General features: G+C 36.8%; 22 protein-coding genes. 13 read left to right on the forward strand and 9 right to left on the reverse strand.

The genetic code is table 11. The annotated features are described in order from the left end of the window. Positions 1-29 precede the first annotated feature (29 nt). A complete protein-coding gene (locus RCJ93_RS10760; protein WP_446738992.1) occupies positions 30-905 on the reverse strand; it encodes a peptidylprolyl isomerase in 876 nt (291 codons plus the stop codon). 157 nt (positions 906-1,062) lie between these two features. On the opposite strand from RCJ93_RS10760, the gene RCJ93_RS10765 reads away from it, so the two are divergent. Beyond that, positions 1,063-1,173: a YjcZ family sporulation protein gene (locus tag RCJ93_RS10765; protein ID WP_147196225.1), complete on the forward strand. Its 111-nt coding sequence runs from the start codon at positions 1,063-1,065 to the stop codon at positions 1,171-1,173. 94 nt (positions 1,174-1,267) lie between these two features. On the opposite strand, the gene RCJ93_RS10770 is transcribed toward RCJ93_RS10765, so the two are convergent. The 6 genes from RCJ93_RS10770 to RCJ93_RS10795 form a co-directional block, all read right to left on the reverse strand. Then, the gene (locus RCJ93_RS10770) at positions 1,268-1,453 is read right to left on the reverse strand and encodes a hypothetical protein (RefSeq protein ID WP_066789589.1); all 186 of its coding nucleotides are present in this window, start codon (positions 1,451-1,453) and stop codon (positions 1,268-1,270) included. Positions 1,454-1,568: 115 nt separating this feature from the next. Next, complete coding sequence (locus tag RCJ93_RS10775) at positions 1,569-2,153, reverse strand: DUF3267 domain-containing protein (protein WP_446738993.1); 585 nt, start codon at positions 2,151-2,153, stop codon at positions 1,569-1,571. A 220-nt stretch (positions 2,154-2,373) separates the two neighbouring features. After that, positions 2,374-2,889: an HTH-type transcriptional regulator Hpr gene (locus RCJ93_RS10780; protein WP_066789585.1), complete on the reverse strand. Its 516-nt coding sequence runs from the start codon at positions 2,887-2,889 to the stop codon at positions 2,374-2,376. Between the two features lie 117 nt (positions 2,890-3,006). Beyond that, the gene (locus tag RCJ93_RS10785) at positions 3,007-3,381 is read right to left on the reverse strand and encodes a YtxH domain-containing protein (protein WP_066789583.1); all 375 of its coding nucleotides are present in this window, start codon (positions 3,379-3,381) and stop codon (positions 3,007-3,009) included. Positions 3,382-3,527: 146 nt separating this feature from the next. Next, positions 3,528-3,869 (reverse strand): DUF3147 family protein, encoded by a 342-nt coding sequence (locus RCJ93_RS10790; RefSeq protein ID WP_150285007.1) that lies wholly within the window; start codon positions 3,867-3,869, stop codon positions 3,528-3,530. Further along, positions 3,870-4,268, reverse strand: coding sequence for a MarR family winged helix-turn-helix transcriptional regulator (locus tag RCJ93_RS10795; RefSeq protein ID WP_150285008.1), 399 nt, complete (start codon positions 4,266-4,268; stop codon positions 3,870-3,872). It lies immediately after the preceding gene. Between the two features lie 293 nt (positions 4,269-4,561). Between RCJ93_RS10795 and RCJ93_RS10800 the strand changes: the two genes are divergently transcribed. From RCJ93_RS10800 to RCJ93_RS10845, 10 genes are all read left to right on the forward strand, one after another. Then, the gene (locus RCJ93_RS10800) at positions 4,562-5,089 is read left to right on the forward strand and encodes an N-acetyltransferase family protein (RefSeq protein WP_446738994.1); all 528 of its coding nucleotides are present in this window, start codon (positions 4,562-4,564) and stop codon (positions 5,087-5,089) included. A gap of 9 nt (positions 5,090-5,098) precedes the next feature. Continuing rightward, positions 5,099-6,571, forward strand: a complete 1,473-nt coding sequence (locus RCJ93_RS10805; protein WP_446738995.1) for an amidase family protein — start codon at positions 5,099-5,101, stop codon at positions 6,569-6,571. A gap of 104 nt (positions 6,572-6,675) precedes the next feature. Further along, the gene (locus tag RCJ93_RS10810) at positions 6,676-7,194 is read left to right on the forward strand and encodes an NUDIX hydrolase (RefSeq protein ID WP_446738996.1); all 519 of its coding nucleotides are present in this window, start codon (positions 6,676-6,678) and stop codon (positions 7,192-7,194) included. A gap of 41 nt (positions 7,195-7,235) precedes the next feature. Beyond that, positions 7,236-8,501: an acyl-CoA thioesterase/bile acid-CoA:amino acid N-acyltransferase family protein gene (locus RCJ93_RS10815; protein ID WP_446738997.1), complete on the forward strand. Its 1,266-nt coding sequence runs from the start codon at positions 7,236-7,238 to the stop codon at positions 8,499-8,501. 61 nt (positions 8,502-8,562) lie between these two features. Continuing rightward, positions 8,563-8,841 (forward strand): YesK family protein, encoded by a 279-nt coding sequence (locus RCJ93_RS10820; protein WP_446738998.1) that lies wholly within the window; start codon positions 8,563-8,565, stop codon positions 8,839-8,841. A 78-nt stretch (positions 8,842-8,919) separates the two neighbouring features. Then, complete coding sequence (locus RCJ93_RS10825; protein WP_446738999.1) at positions 8,920-9,324, forward strand: VOC family protein; 405 nt, start codon at positions 8,920-8,922, stop codon at positions 9,322-9,324. Between the two features lie 42 nt (positions 9,325-9,366). Further along, positions 9,367-9,816, forward strand: a complete 450-nt coding sequence (locus RCJ93_RS10830; RefSeq protein ID WP_446739000.1) for an NUDIX hydrolase — start codon at positions 9,367-9,369, stop codon at positions 9,814-9,816. A gap of 38 nt (positions 9,817-9,854) precedes the next feature. Further along, entirely contained in the window at positions 9,855-10,334 is a 480-nt protein-coding gene (locus RCJ93_RS10835) for a GNAT family N-acetyltransferase (RefSeq protein ID WP_446739001.1), read from the forward strand. Between the two features lie 158 nt (positions 10,335-10,492). Continuing rightward, entirely contained in the window at positions 10,493-11,011 is a 519-nt protein-coding gene (locus RCJ93_RS10840) for a GrpB family protein (protein WP_446739002.1), read from the forward strand. 38 nt (positions 11,012-11,049) lie between these two features. Further along, entirely contained in the window at positions 11,050-12,111 is a 1,062-nt protein-coding gene (locus RCJ93_RS10845; RefSeq protein WP_446739003.1) for a DUF2332 domain-containing protein, read from the forward strand. A gap of 42 nt (positions 12,112-12,153) precedes the next feature. Here the strand turns inward: RCJ93_RS10845 and RCJ93_RS10850 are convergent, their stop codons facing one another. Beyond that, positions 12,154-12,681 (reverse strand): tryptophan transporter, encoded by a 528-nt coding sequence (locus tag RCJ93_RS10850; RefSeq protein WP_446739004.1) that lies wholly within the window; start codon positions 12,679-12,681, stop codon positions 12,154-12,156. Positions 12,682-12,813: 132 nt separating this feature from the next. Then, positions 12,814-13,239 carry an HIT family protein gene (locus tag RCJ93_RS10855; RefSeq protein ID WP_066789561.1) on the reverse strand — a complete coding sequence of 142 codons (426 nt, stop codon included), beginning with the start codon at positions 13,237-13,239 and terminating at the stop codon, positions 12,814-12,816. Positions 13,240-13,485: 246 nt separating this feature from the next. Here RCJ93_RS10855 and RCJ93_RS10860 point away from each other — a divergent pair, with 246 nt between their 5' ends. Together RCJ93_RS10860 and RCJ93_RS10865 are read left to right on the forward strand one after the other, a co-directional pair. Further along, positions 13,486-14,226, forward strand: coding sequence for an ABC transporter ATP-binding protein (locus tag RCJ93_RS10860; RefSeq protein ID WP_066789558.1), 741 nt, complete (start codon positions 13,486-13,488; stop codon positions 14,224-14,226). Further along, positions 14,219-15,400 carry an ABC transporter permease gene (locus tag RCJ93_RS10865; protein WP_150285020.1) on the forward strand — a complete coding sequence of 394 codons (1,182 nt, stop codon included), beginning with the start codon at positions 14,219-14,221 and terminating at the stop codon, positions 15,398-15,400. Before RCJ93_RS10860 ends, RCJ93_RS10865 begins: the two co-directional genes overlap by 8 nt. Positions 15,401-15,456: the final 56 nt, after the last annotated feature.

Genomic DNA, 15,456 nt, shown 5'->3' on the forward strand with positions numbered 1-15,456 from the left:
TGGATCATGGATCCAGGGCTTTTTATGCATTATTTTGTAGCTGCTGAGCTTTTAAATTGAGCTAATGCGTCTTTTAAGTCTTTGTCTTTAATTTTCACGTCTGCATCTTTTACAAGTTTAGATACTTTTGACAACAGTTGTGATTGGTCAGCTTTTTGAAGTTGAAGTTTTTTCTTAATTTCAGCTTTGTTATCTTCATAAGAGCCTTTCACTTTTGCATCGCGCTCATCTTCTAATTTAATGATGTGATAGCCATATGATGTTTTAACAGGTTCACTGATTTCACCTTTTTTAAGAGCATAGGCAGCTTTAGTAAATTCAGGGACCATTTTGTCTGGACCGAACCAACCAAGTTCGCCGCCAGCTTCTGCTGAGCCAGTATCTGTAGAGTTTTTCTTAGCAAGCTTAGCAAAGTCTTCACCTTTATCTAATTTTGCTTTGATGTCTTTAGCTGTTTTTTCATCAGCTACAAGGATGTGGCTTGCTTTCAACTCTTTTGACATCTCGTCATAATAAGATTTCATATCTGCTTCTGAGACTTTTACGCCATCAGCCATAGCAGCTTCTTGTAAAAGGTTCAATTTAATGCTGCGTTTGAATGATTTGTCATTTAGATTTTGAGCTGCCAACGTTTGTTCGTAGTTTTCGCCCATTTCTTTCTTTTGTTTTTCGTATTCTTTATTAACTTCTTTATCAGACACTTTATATTTATCGTTCAATACTTTTTCAATGACAATCAATTGCAATGCTGATTCACCAACGGAATCCTTCATTTCACTGTAAAGCTGATCTTTTGTCACATCGCCGACTTTTGAAGTTGCGACTTTTTCATCTCCGGCATTTCCGCATGCTGATAACGCGAGTACAGATGCTGCAAGTGTTAATGATAGTACAGTTTTTTTCATCTTTCTAATCTCTCCCAACTTGAGTTCCTACTACTTATGCACATGTAACTATACCATAGAACGATGAGAAAAGGAAAAGGTTGCAGGGGAAATCGCCTAAAGAAGTTTTAAAGTACTGAATAAGATATAAAAGAAATGAGCAAAGGAGGTGCTAAGAATGAGTGGTGGAGGACACGGCGGCTACGGCGGTAACTACGGTTCCGGTTTCGCTTTATTGGTAGTTCTTTTCATTTTATTGATCATTGTAGGTGCAGCTTACATCTACTAATTGAAGAAGGAAAAGCCGCTTACATTGACTTGTAAGCGGCTTTCTTCTTATACACTATAGGCACGAAAAGACTCATGACCATGCATAGTCTATTTTAAACTGTAAACATCATTTCTAAGTAAAATGATACAAGTAAGATTGTGATCAGTACATTAATAGTGCGATAAATTTTAGGTTGTTTCTCCTCGGGGATTTCTTTCTGTGCGCAAAGTGTAAAAGTCATGCGGTTAATTTGGAACAGATAGAATACCGAGAATAGGACGACAATAGCGATGATCAAGTCTTTTCCTCCCCTCTATTAATACCCCCTAAGCATAACAAAAGAGAGATAAATATGACAAGCCAGTTCTCTTTTTATGCTCCACAAAAAAGTAGAAAAAAGAAACAAGCAAAAATCATGGAAGATGAGTAAAGTTTCTGCTTAGGACAGTTTCACTTTCATTATCATAGGAAATCAAAATTTCAAAGCCTTTATCTGTCTCTTCTATAAATGCTTTTTTAGGTGAATGGATTAAATGTTTTACATACAGCAAATCGATTACGCACAAACCACAGTGATAGGCCAATAAAATGGCGAAATAATGACGGTAAGTCGAATAAATCAAGCCACCCATAATGAGTATGCTATTGAGCACGACAAAAGGAATCGTCAAAGCAATCAAATAGCGTAGTTTAATAATTGGTTCGGTAATACGAATGGAAAGCAAAGGAATAACACCAAATTGCTTTTCAAGCTTAAAACGCAACCGATTGTGACAACGAGCCAATGGTAAAAAGTGCAGTAACTTATGTGCCGGATAAACCATTAAAAAACCAGCCAAAAATAATGGGAATAATCGATCTGTCACTGGGCTGTCCCGATAGGCAGTCATCGTAATATAAAAGAAAGAAAAGGCCAGTAACATAAATATAGCTGAGAAAAGAAATAGTCGATGATGGCCGTATTGTTTTTTGACATTAATGTGTTTCCAGCAGTGCACCTCTTAGCATCTCCTTTTCTATACGAATAAAAAGCTTAGATACATACAGTAAAGCTTTTTATATAGAAAATCAAGATGAATTTTTTACGTCTCAACATCGTCTACAATGCACAGGAATTTGGCATTAGAAAAAGTACATAAATCTACAAAATTCCACCATGTATTTCAAAAAAATAAATCCAATACCATCCCAGTAAAAGGCATGATATTGGATATTAAGTCAATCTTCCATCTTCTTTAATGAAACTTCAAAAATCTCCATAAAATCATCGCCGTAGATATTACGAATTAGGGCGATTAATTCGAAAAATTGTGGAAATTCGCCATACAACTCTCTTAGAGGGATAGAACCATCGATCACAGTATGTCTCGAATGATTAAAGTTTCCATACAGTTCTAAAAGTAATTCGTGGCCTTTCTCGGTTAGTTCAACATATGTATTTCGTTTGTCATTATCGCGTTTTGAAAATGACAGCAAGCCGCGCTCTTCTAAATTTTTCGAAAAATTAAAAGCCGTCGAAACATGCATAACGCCGAACTTAGCAATATCCGAGATAGAAGCGCCTTTTAGATTGTTTGCAATAAGCAATACATGATGCTCGTTAATATTTAACCGGTAGGGCTTAATCCATGCTTGCCAATCCTTTTCCACGGCTTTCCAAAGAGCCTTGGATAATTGGGCAATACGTTGTGAATAAAGCATGGCTTCTTTAGCCGCGATCATTTCTTCAGACATAGCGATCACCACTTTCGTCATTTCTTCATATTATAGCATTTTCATAAGTAGTATAGAATGAAATTCGAAAATATTAAAGAAGGAAATTTTTTTGTAATACTATATTGCCCAAGTAAATTATTTCTTTTTACGATTTTTAAATTCTTCCACTTGTTGTTGAATTTCTTCAACAGAGCTTTGCAATGATTTAATATCGCTTTGCAATTTGTTTTGAACAGGCGTTGTTTCTTGTTTCCATTCATTAACGGAAGATTTCACATCATCCACAAAGTGCGGGATAGTTGATTTTGATTCTTCTTTAATTGTTTTAATAGAGTCTGTCATATTTTGAACCTGCGTTTTTAGGTCTTGTAGTTGTGCATTCATTGAATCTTTTGTATCTGAAAGAGATTTGCGAAAGTCCTTGCCAGATTGAGGTGTTGTGAAAAGCATAGCTGCTGCCCCTCCTAATAGGCCAGTAGTCATGCCAAGTAAGAAATTAGAGATTTTCATAGTATTCAGTCTCCTTTCATTATTATATTCATTTCCTTTATATACTATATTAAAACATGTTTTTAGAAAAATAAATTGTTATTTTTTTGGACTGGAAGGTAGAGAAAAGAGAATCAGGTCTTCACAGTTAAACTTTCATATGTACACTATGAAATAAAAGCGCCTATGATAAATTTTTGTCCGATTAAAAATACGCCCCACACAGCTATCCCTAATGATAATGCCAATGCAAGATGTAAAGAATGCTTTAAGGAGATATATATGACAAACAGCATAATCGCAGTTGCCGGAAAACCTGCCAGAACACCGAGTGTAAATTTATTGATTGTATGCGTAGCTTCTCCTTGAATCGTTAGCCAAATAATACTTAATATACTGATCAATGGTAGTGCAGCTACAATACCTCCATATAAAGGGAATCGTCTTGCCAATTCCGTAACAACGCCAATAATGACTGCTGAACTTAAAATTTTTAGAAGTAAGTACATTTATTTGGATACCTCACTTAATAGTTGAAACGCTTCAACTATCTTATTTCTCTCAACGCTTGTTAATTTATTAAGCGCGTCCTGCAATTTTTCTTCGTCTAGTTCCGTGTTTTTTTTCAAAATAGCTTTACCTTTATCAGTTAAATGGAGATAGACTTTTCGTTGATCCTCAATGGATCTTTCTTTATGGATCCATCCATTATCTACTAACTTTTTCACATGTTCCGAAGCGGTATTATGTGAAATTGTCAGATGATCTGCAATATCACGGATTGTGACAAATTGTTTTTTCTCTACAATTTGCAAAATACGAACACTTCGGTGGGAAATAGCTTCCTCTTGGTTAGGGTGTAAATAGAAATAAATATTAGTGAAATATTTATTTATGTCTTGAATCATATAAAATGCACTCCCTTTATATCGTGTATACAGATTATATCGTATTTATAGATATAATTGTAGTGTTTTAATATTTTTAATTTCGGAATTCAATGAAAGGAATGTAATTTGGAAAAAAATCCTATTAATTAGCAGGAGTTACATAGATTAAATGCGAATATTATATTTAGTAGATTTTGTCGATTTTTTTATTGTTAGAGGATTTTTAGTGCACATTGTAATCGAATGTTAGAAATCGGGAACAGCTTTTATTCAAAGGTCAGTCGTAATTCTATATGAATCGAGGTAGAGTCATGGAAATAAGAAGGGCACAATCGAATGATGCATCAGGAATTACAAAAGTTCACGTGGATAGCTGGCGAACAACTTATAAAGACATTATTCCAGAAGACTTTTTAAATAAATTGTCGTATGTGAAACGTACTGAGTTATGGGAGAAAAACATTGCTAGTGGAGATAAGTATGCCATTGTTGCGGTCAATAATGAGGGACAAATTGTTGGATTTGCGGACGGGTGGAAGAGAGAAGACAACCTGGTGGAAAACGCATGTGATCTGACCTCCATTTATATCCTAGAGGAGTACCAAGGAAAAGGCATTGGGAAGTTGCTGATGAAGGAACTATTCAAACATTTTAACCAAATGGGTTATGAAAGAATTTTTGTAGAGGTCCTAGAAGAAAATAAAACTCGCCTATTTTATGAACATTATGGCGCTAATTTAATCAGAAATGTCCAAATTCAAATTGGCGGGAAAATGTTGAATGAATTGATTTATGAATGGGAGAATGTCGATGAAGTGTTACAAAAACTTAGGGATTGAAGAACTAGCATGGATATAAGGTTTAATAGTTTTTTAAAAGAAGAACTCACTATCAATGACATTCAAGAAGCAATGAGTGAGGAAGCAATAACTTCAAAAGAGCTCGTAATGTACTATTTATATCGAATAGCTAAGTATGACCAAAGCGGGCCAACCATCAATTCTATGATTGAAATAAACTCAGAAGCCATATTTATAGCTGAAGCATTAGATAATGAAAGAAAGCGAAAGGGTGCTAGGGGACCATTACATGGTATTCCAGTTGTCATCAAAGATAATATAGAAACAAAAGATTCCATGCATACGAGTGCAGGAACAATTGCCTTAGAAAATCATTTAGCTAGGCAGGATGCATTTCTCGTGAAGAAGCTACGTGAAGCAGGGGCTGTTATTTTAGGTAAAACAAATATGACAGAGCTAGCCAATGCCATGTCGAGTGAAATGTGGGCAGGATACAGTTCTAGAGGAGGACAAACATTAAACCCTTATGGTGATCCTAAGCTATTTGTTGGGGGATCCAGTTCGGGTTCTGCAGTGGCAGTTGCCTCGAACTTTTCTGTGTTATCGGTAGGAACAGAAACTGATGCCTCCATCCTTAGTCCGGCTATACAAAACTCAGTAGTTGGTATTAAACCAACTGTCGGTTTAATTAGTCGAAGTGGCATTATGCCTTTTACATACTCACAGGATACGGCGGGGCCATTCGCAAGAACTGTTACAGATGCGGCCATTTTACTTGGTACCTTAACAGGGACAGATGAAAATGATATTGCCACCTATAAAAATGAAGGGAATTCACAACAAGATTATACAGGGTGCTTAGATTCAAAAGGATTATTCGGTGCTAGAATCGGTATGTTTAATAACATTTCTGAAGAATACAAAGAGTCAGAGGAATATGATGAACGATTATTTAATAATTCTATTCAGTTAATGATTGAACAAGGAGCTGAAATTATTGAGAATATAGAAATTCCGTCTTTTTATAGAGAATGGAATTGGGGTGTCTCAATGTATGAATTAAAGCATAGTTTAAATAATTATCTTGCTAAATTACCAGCTTATATTCCTGTTCACTCAATATCTGAATTAATACAATTTAATAAGAGTATCAAAGAACAAGCATTGAAATATGGTCAGGATAAATTGGTACAAAGAGAAGATATCTCTAACACGTTAAGAAATCCTGAATATTTATTGTCGAAAATAGAAGATATATATTTTTCTCAAGAACAAGGAATTGACCATGCGTTGAAAAAATATGAACTGGATGCTATTGTCTTTCCTTCATATATTGGGTCTACCATAAGTGCTAAAGCAGGTTATCCATCCATAGCTATACCTGCGGGATATATGGAAAGTGGAAGACCCTTTGGTATAACTTTTGCAGGCACTGCCTTTAGTGAAGATGTCTTAATCAAACTAGCTTTTGCTTTTGAACAAGCTACTAAGTGCCGAAAGCCTCCGGAATTCTATAAATAGTATGAAATGTTTATCAGACGTAAAATTAACCTGATAAGTCTAAAAGTATTTAATGGAGAACCTGTATAAACTTGTACCAATTACGATCGGACGGGGGAATCTTCATGGAAATGTGGGATGTTTACGACAAAGACAGAAAGCTGACAGGTAAACAGATGAGGCGCGGTGATGCTTTTGAGCAGGGGGACTTTCATTTAGTTATACATGTATGTCTTTTTAATCAGCAAGGTGAAATGCTGATTCAACAGCGGCAGCCGGATAAGGATGATTGGCAGAACATGTGGGATCTTACGGTGGGCGGCAGTGCATTAGCAGGGGAAACAAGCCAACAGGCTGCAGAAAGAGAAGTGGAAGAGGAGATTGGTCTTGTGCTTAATCTTCAAAAACTGCGCCCTTCTGTAACAGTTAACTTCGAGTATGGATTTGATGATTACTATGTGATCGAAACAGATGTAGACCTCCCGAAACTTCCACTGCCAACTGAAGAAGTAAGCCAAGTAAAGTGGGCAGCTAAAGAAGACATTTTTCATTTAATTTCGGAGGGCCAATTTATTCCATATCACGAGTCATTGATTTCATTATTATTTAATACGAGACATATGATAGGAGCACATAAAAACTAGTGGATCATGACAGCTAACGAAATTTACATAGGAGGAAAGCAATGAATCCAGTAATACATGTTGCACAAAATAGTTCATTACTAGATACATCTTTAGAAATCCAAATTTCAAACCTTCCATCCCATCAGGTTGTAACAGTCCAAGCAAAAATGAGGGATAACCTTGGAACTAGCTGGCAATCTTTTGCAGAATTCAAGTCTGATTCCAAAGGAGAAATTAACTTGGCGAAAGCACAGCCGCTATCAGGTACTTATTCTGCGCCTGATGCAATGGGGCTTTTTTGGTCAATGATTCCGCTGACTTATGAGCCAAAGAGAAAAACGCCTCTACAGCCATTGGAAACAAAAATAACGGTCATGAAGGAACATGAAATCTTAGCCACTCATTCTGTTACGCGTCATGTAGTATCTCCAGCAGTGGATAGAATTCCAGTACGTGAACGAGGGCTGATTGGTACATTCTTTTGTCATTCAAAGAGCGGTCCACTCCCTACCATCATTGTATTAGGCGGATCAGAGGGTGGCTTGCGAGAAAGTAATGCCGCATTGTTAGCTTCCTATGGATTTAATACATTAGCTTTGGCGTATTTTGGTATGGAAGACTTACCAAAAGAGCTAATAGATATCCCTTTGGATTACATTGATAGAGCCATTGATTGGTTGATTGATCATCCAAAGGTAGACGATACAAGAATTGGGTTAATGGGAACATCTAGGGGCGGTGAACTAGCCCTGTTAAGTGCTTCCATTTTCCCGTCTATCAAGGCAGTTGTAGGCTTTGTGCCAAGTGGCGTTATTTATCCAGGGATCGGGCAATCAGCCGTTGGCGCTCCTTCATGGCAATTTAAAGGGAAATCATTTCCCTTTGCTTATGGTGAGGTGCCAAAAGAAGTTGGCGAAGAAATTCGACAGGCAAAACAAGCAGGAAAGCCTATATCATGGCGCAAAACCTACCACTTTTGGGCAGAGGGTGAGAAAGAAGCAGAAATAGAAGTAGAAAATATTAAGGGACCAGTTCTTTTGATTTCAGGTGGGGATGACCAGCTATGGCCTTCAGATGTGTTATCAGAAAAAGTGATAACCAGATTGAAAGAACACAATCATCCTTATGATTATGAGCATATCAATTATCCAGAAGCAGGTCACTCTTTTGGCCCTCCTGGTTTACCAACCACTCAATTGGTTCTCCCTTATGGGAACGGGATGCAATTGTTGTTTGGTGGAAATCCAAAAGATAATGCACATGCACAATTTGATGCGTGGCAAAGAGTAAAAGTGTTCTTTGATCAGTACTTAATCGATTCCTGAATCTCTGCGCTAGGTTCGTTTAACAGGATGACAGAATAGAATAATAATGGAGGTGATATAAATGAGTACATTAATGCTGGCGGGATGGACGCCTATTTTGGTTCTAGGGATTCTATTTCTTATGGTTGTTTACTTTATTGCCCACAAGGTATCTAGAAAAACTTTATATTCAGTTTCATTTATATTGAGTTTAATATGTATCGGTTTAGTAATTTATAGTATATATTTTGTTCGTGGGTGGGATGGATTGGGTTACTTATTTACTGCTGTAAGTATTCTTGCGGGTACATGGATTGGCACTCTAATGGGACTACTCAATACTAAGAAACAAGCGTATTAAATTATAAATAGACAGGGCTAATTTTTTAGCCCTTTCAGTCTTAATTAGAATACATACAAGAAAAAGGAGTAAGATTTCATGCTTAAACGTTATATACACCATTTGTGTATACAAACTAATACATATAAAGAAAGCTTAGAATTTTATACAAAGGCCTTAGGGTTTGAAGTGGTTGAGGAAACACCAAAATTTCATGGACGAGCATTTAATACTTGGTTGAAGTTAGGTGACTTTTATATCGAATTACAAACAGGCAAGTTTGGTGAACTGCTAGTCGAGGCTAATTCGAATAGTGAAGGACTAGTTCATTTCTGTTTATGGGTGGAAAACCTTCCACTAGAAGTCGAGCGATTAAAAGAATTGAAATCCCATTTTATTTTGAAGGATGGGGAAATCATCTATCATGTCGAAAATGGATCTTTATGTAAGGTGAAAGCACCTGAAGGAACGATTGTGGAATTACGTACTAACAAAGGAATTTAAAGGTGAAGTGGTAAACTAAAATATAAATGAGATGAGAAATATATGATTTTAGTTGTTAGTGTATCGATTATAAAAGATAAGGAATTATTAATGATTGAAGAAAAAAGAGATTCTGGAATAAATCAATGGAATTTTCCTTCGGGTCGAATAGAAAAAAATGAAGATATTATGGCCGCTGCCATTAGAGAAGTCAAAGAAGAAACGGGATTAGATGTGGAATTACTTCTTACAACTGGCGTTTATAACTTCACAAGTGATTCAAGTGATCAGGTTATTTTATTCCACTTTATAGGGGAAATTGTTAGCGGAGAAGTGAGCTTACGTGAAGAAGCGATTACTAATTTTAAATGGGTCCATTCAAAAGACATTTTAGCTATGACTGATGGTTCATTAAGGAATGCGAAAGTGATCAGACAAATAACGAAGAATATCATCAATCGAAATTTTTATTCAACTGCTTTATTTAATAGAGACTTATTAACACAGTCATAGTGTATGAAAGTTAATTAAATTGATAAGTGGGTGAAAGGATGGAAATTAACCTAGTAAAGGCAACAGATAATGATGCACAAGCTATTTTTAATATGCAAGTAGCAGCATTTAAACCATTGTTAGAGAAATACAAAGACGATGAAATCAATCCAGCAAATGAAAGCATGGAAAGAGTATTAAAAAGAATTAATAGAGAAGATGGTAGCTTTTTTAAAATCTTAGCTAGCAACAAGCTGGTAGGGGCTATATGTATTTCATGGAAAGAAGAAACACAATTTTGGATTAGCCCTATGTTCATCTTACCTACATATCAAGGGAAAGGTATTGCTCAGAAGGTTATTCATTTAGTTGAAGAAATGTACCCTCAGGCTGTTAGTTGGGAGTTAGCGACGATAGTAGAGGAAAAGAGAAACTGTTACTTATACGAAAAGATGGGCTATAAGCAGACGGGCTTCAGCAAGAAAATAAATGATTGTACAACTCTTATCTATTATAAGAAAGTTTGTCAAACGAGCTAACCTCTAGCGGTAGCGGTAAGTAGAAATGTGAGGTTTAGATGAAAAAAGAATAATACGTCCATGGATATTTTACATTTTTAGAAATGAGGATTCTATTCTTACTGCTGAATGTAATGAAAAGCTAGTGTCGCATTAAATGAAAATAAGGAGAATCTTTCATGGATGAACAAGTAGTAATCGAAGAATATAATGCCGATTGGCCAAGAATGTATGAACAGGAAAAGATAGATTTAATAAAAGTATTCAACGATAAAAACGTTGTAATCGAACATTTCGGCAGTACTTCTATCAAAGGATTAGAAGCAAAACCAATATTGGATATAATGGTTGCCGTAAGAGACTTGGAAGAGGTAGATAAGTATATACGGCCGTTAGAGAAATTAGGCTATGAATATGTTGAACATAAGGAATTTCCGAATCGTAGGTTTTTTAGAAAAGGGGCACGGAGAGCGGGGACACATCATCTACATGTCTATAAATACAATAGCGGTGAGTGGAATAACAAAATTCTCTTTCGGGATTATTTAAGAACCCATCCAACAGAACTTTCACAATACGCTCGACTGAAGAAAGTGCTAGCGGAAAAATATAAGTATGATAGACCTGCCTATACGAAAGCAAAAGAGCCATTTATTCAAGAAGTTATAAAGAAAGCAAAGGGGATTAGCCCAAAGTGATTTGCAAAAATAATAGTTTTATTAAAGGGGAATTATTTATGCAAAATAACGATATGTTGAAAAGATTATCTCAAAGGTTTATCACTTTTGCAGAAACAGAATGTAAGGACTCCAGTGAATTATATGAAACACTTTCATTGGCCATTGCAAAGGATGATGAACTCCTAGAATTGTGCACACATACGCGAAGTGGACAGCCTGTTCCTAATTTATTATTTGGAGCAGTCCATTATCTTTTATTAAAAGGAACTGAACATAAACTAAAAGAGTTTTATCCTAGCATTGTGGTTGAAGCGAAATTACCTAATGAAGCATTCGATTACTTTAAAGAGTTTTGTGTGCAACATAAAAATGACATTATTCATCTGCTGCAGACGAAACTGGTTCAAACGAATGAAGTGCGAAGATGCGCTTATCTTTATCCTGTGTTTAGCTTTATTTATGAAAAGTCACAAAAACCCTTAGCGCTTATTGAAATTGGTACAAGTGCCGGTTTGCAACTTCTCTGGGATCAGTACGCCTATTCCTATAAAGAAGATGAAGTTTTTGGAAATACAGAGTCAAGGTTACATATCACCTCCACCTTAAAAGGAGAGATGGCTCCTCATGTCTCCTCAACACCTCCACCTGTGTCATCAAGAGTAGGAATTGATTTAAATACAGTCGATTTAATGGATGAGGAAGAATATATATGGCTGAAATCGCTCATATGGCCAGAGCACAAAGAAAGACTTGCGATGTTTGTGTGTGCTGCCAGTTATATTGAAGAATGTCCTGTTCAATTGGTGGAAGGGGATGGCGTTTCGCTATTGAGAGATCTTGTGAGCCAAATTCCAACAAATAGTACGGTCTGTTTATTTCATACACATGTAGCTAACCAAATGCCACAGGAGACAAAAAAACAACTTTTAAGTATTGTGAAATCCATTGGTCAAGAACGGGATGTTTTTCATATCTACAACAATATTCAAGACCTCAATTTACATCTCGATTACTACTTGAACGGAGTAGAACACCAACAGACAATTGCTGAAACAGAAGGAAATGGCAAGTGGTTTAAATGGTTGCTGAAGGAAACTGAGACGACATCAAAACTATAATTATTATTAAAAAGAGCTAACCCATTTGGGTTAGCTCCTTTTTTATGCTTTCGTTATAGCTGTTATAAAATTAGATCGCTTCACTAAGTTCACGATAATTGGATAGATGATGGTAAAAGCGATTATATTCATCGCTGTAGCCGGCAATACAACTGTTAGGAAAAGCAGTGTAAATGGAACCTTTGCACCTACAAGGAAAATAGCAGTGCTAAGGAACACGCTACCAGATACAATTGTGCCAACTCCCACTAAAATAGTTGATACAGGGAGTTTATGGGCTGCCTTTTTCAGTAAAGCCACTGCCGCATAAATAATAAAGGCTGTGACAATTTTATCGATAATATTCGGTACAAAACCTCCAGGGAAAGTAGAAAATAACCCCGAAATGACACCTGTTGCAATGGCAAGCAGAAATACTTCTTTTGGACGGGGGAACAATAATATTCCGATCAACATCATGGTCAGCATGAAATCTGGCTTCATGCCTCCATTAAAACCTGGAATCACCACATATAATGCGGCACCGATCCCTACAAGCAATGCCATTAACACAAGATTTTTTGTCTTCAACTCTCATCTCTCCTATTCTATTGACTAAACTCAACTCTCGTTCTCCTTTCGTATCCTCCTGATCGAAAGCGAAAACTTATATTGATTTTACAATTGCCATCGTTAAAAGGCAAGGGGATATCCTTGAAAGATTTATTTATTCAAATTGGCGATTACTTCGTCTGCCAATGTTTTTAACATTTCTGGAGCAAACTCATCTTCTTTTGTAATCCAAGTTGTTTTAAATCCATCCGTTTCATCATATCTTGGTATAAAGTGCAGATGGAAATGGAAGACGCTTTGGCCGGCGGCTTCTTCGCAGTTGTTCAATAAATTCATCCCTGCAGGTTGGAAACTATCTTTGATAGCATTTGCTATACGCGGTGCTACTTTAAAAAGATTGGCTGCAGTTTCTTCAGACATTTCATACACATTTTTCACATGTTCTTTTGGGATAAGCAATGTATGGCCTTTGGTTAATGGCATAATATCCATAAAGGCATAGACATATTCGTCCTCATAAATCTTTGTACTTGGAATAGAGCCGTCAATGATTTTGCAAAATAAACAATCGCTCATAATAACACACCTTTCACTAATTTGCTTTTCATTTTACCATATTTGGAACTCTTATATAGAATGAAGTAAAATTGGGTTAGAGATCTTCCAGTGGGAAGAGAAGCGGCCGATAATTAGATTTGTCGCTCCGTAGAATGCGTTATTTAGATTGAAAATAGCAGCGTATTCGTTGAAAAGCCCTTAGTTTGTTCTATATAGATAGAAGAATTTTTGCTAAACTAGAAGAAGAATAGGAGTGACGTAGAAATGACGGTATTACAATTACAGTCAGTAACGGGCGGCTATACAAGAAAGCCTGTAATTCATGATTTATCTTTTGCAATTGAACCAGGAGAGTTAGTTGGATTGATTGGTCTTAATGGTGCGGGTAAAAGTACAACAATTAAGCATATTATTGGCTTGATGACGCCGCAAAAGGGTGAAATATTGCTTAATGGCGTTTCCATTAAGGATGATATAGAAACCTATCGTTCATCATTCTCCTATATTCCAGAAACCCCCGTTCTCTATGATGAGCTAACATTGAAAGAGCATCTTGAATTAACGGCAATGGCATACGGAATTGACGCTGAAACAAGGGACAAGCGTGTAGAACCGCTATTAAAAGAATTTAGAATGGAAAAAAGACTGAACTGGTTCCCATCTCATTTTTCAAAAGGGATGCGGCAAAAGGTGATGATTATGTGCGCCTTTTTAGTAGATCCATCACTATATATTATCGATGAGCCGTTTGTTGGCTTGGATCCATTAGCAATCCAATCATTGCTCGACCAAATGGATGAAAAGAAAAAAGAGGGAGCTTCTATTTTAATGTCTACGCATGTGCTGGCGACTGCTGAGAAATATTGCGATAAGATTTTGTTGTTGCATAACGGCAATCTGCGGGCTCATGGCACAATGGATGATTTGCGCCAAGCATTCAATATGCCTCATGCTACGCTCGATGATTTATACATCGCGATGACAAAGGAGCAGCATTATGAATAATTTGCTTGATGTGTGGCGCGTGCGATTTGGCCATTATATGGGCGAAATCCAAAAATACATGCGATACGTTTTTACCGGACATTTGGCGATTGTCATAATGTTCGTTCTTGGAGCGGGTGGCTATAAATACAGTGAATGGCTTAAAACAGCTTCTAGCGATTTTCCTGCCATTTGGCTGACAGGTGCTATTATTGGTCTAGTGGTCGGTTTAAGCCGTCCAGTTACCTTAATACGAAAGCCTGATGAAGTCTATTTATTGCCACTTGAAACAAAGTTGCCCCTGTATTTTAAAAAGGCGCTCAAGTATACGTTCAGCTCCCAAATGATCTTGGTGCTGGCTCTTTATCTAGTAACATGGCCGATGCTGCGACAAGTGGCAGGATTAAAGCCATCTCTCATATTTGTTGGATTAGTAGCAGCACTCTTAATAAAATACTGGAATGTACACAGTGAGTTTATGTATAGATGGGCATACAAAGGCCATTATGCCTGGGTAGACCGTCTTGTACGCATGATTATTTCTGGGGTCCTCATCAGTTCTATTCTTTCTGTGCAAATCATACCGATTGTTGTGCTGGTAGTGATTCTAGTAGTGTATCCAATTAACTGGCGTAACAAAATGAAAGAATTGCCATTCCCATATGAGCATTTTGTTAAATTGGAAGAAAACCGCATGATGGGCATCTATCGATTTGCCAATTATTTCACGGACGTACCACATATTCATGGCAGTATTAAACGGAGAGCATGGTTGGATTTCCTTTACGGGGTTATTCCTTATGCTAAAAAGAATACGCAGGAATATTTAGTTTTCCGTACATTTATTCGAACAGATGACCACTTTTATCTATGGGTAAGATTAACTGCGATAGCCGCTTTAGTAGCCGCATTTGTTCATATGCCGATTGTGATTGGCGTAATTGTCGGTGCAATGGCCTTCGCTACAGCTATTCAGCTGAAACAAGCGCTCACATCGTCTAACGATTTTCGAATGGACATGCTGTTTCCTTTACCAGACAATTCACGTCAATTAGCAAGCGTAAAAATTGTCCGTTATACCATCATTGTCCAAGGTCTCATTGTTGGGCTTGCTGGTATCATGACGCCTTACTTCTATATTCAAGCGTTGATTGTATGGGTTGTAGGGGAGATGACACTTCGTTTGAGCAAGTAAAATGAATTAAAAGAAGATGGAATGCCAGTTGGCGCTTTCCATCTTCTTTTTTATTA

The sequence above is a fragment of the Rummeliibacillus sp. BSL5 genome (assembly GCF_052928305.1).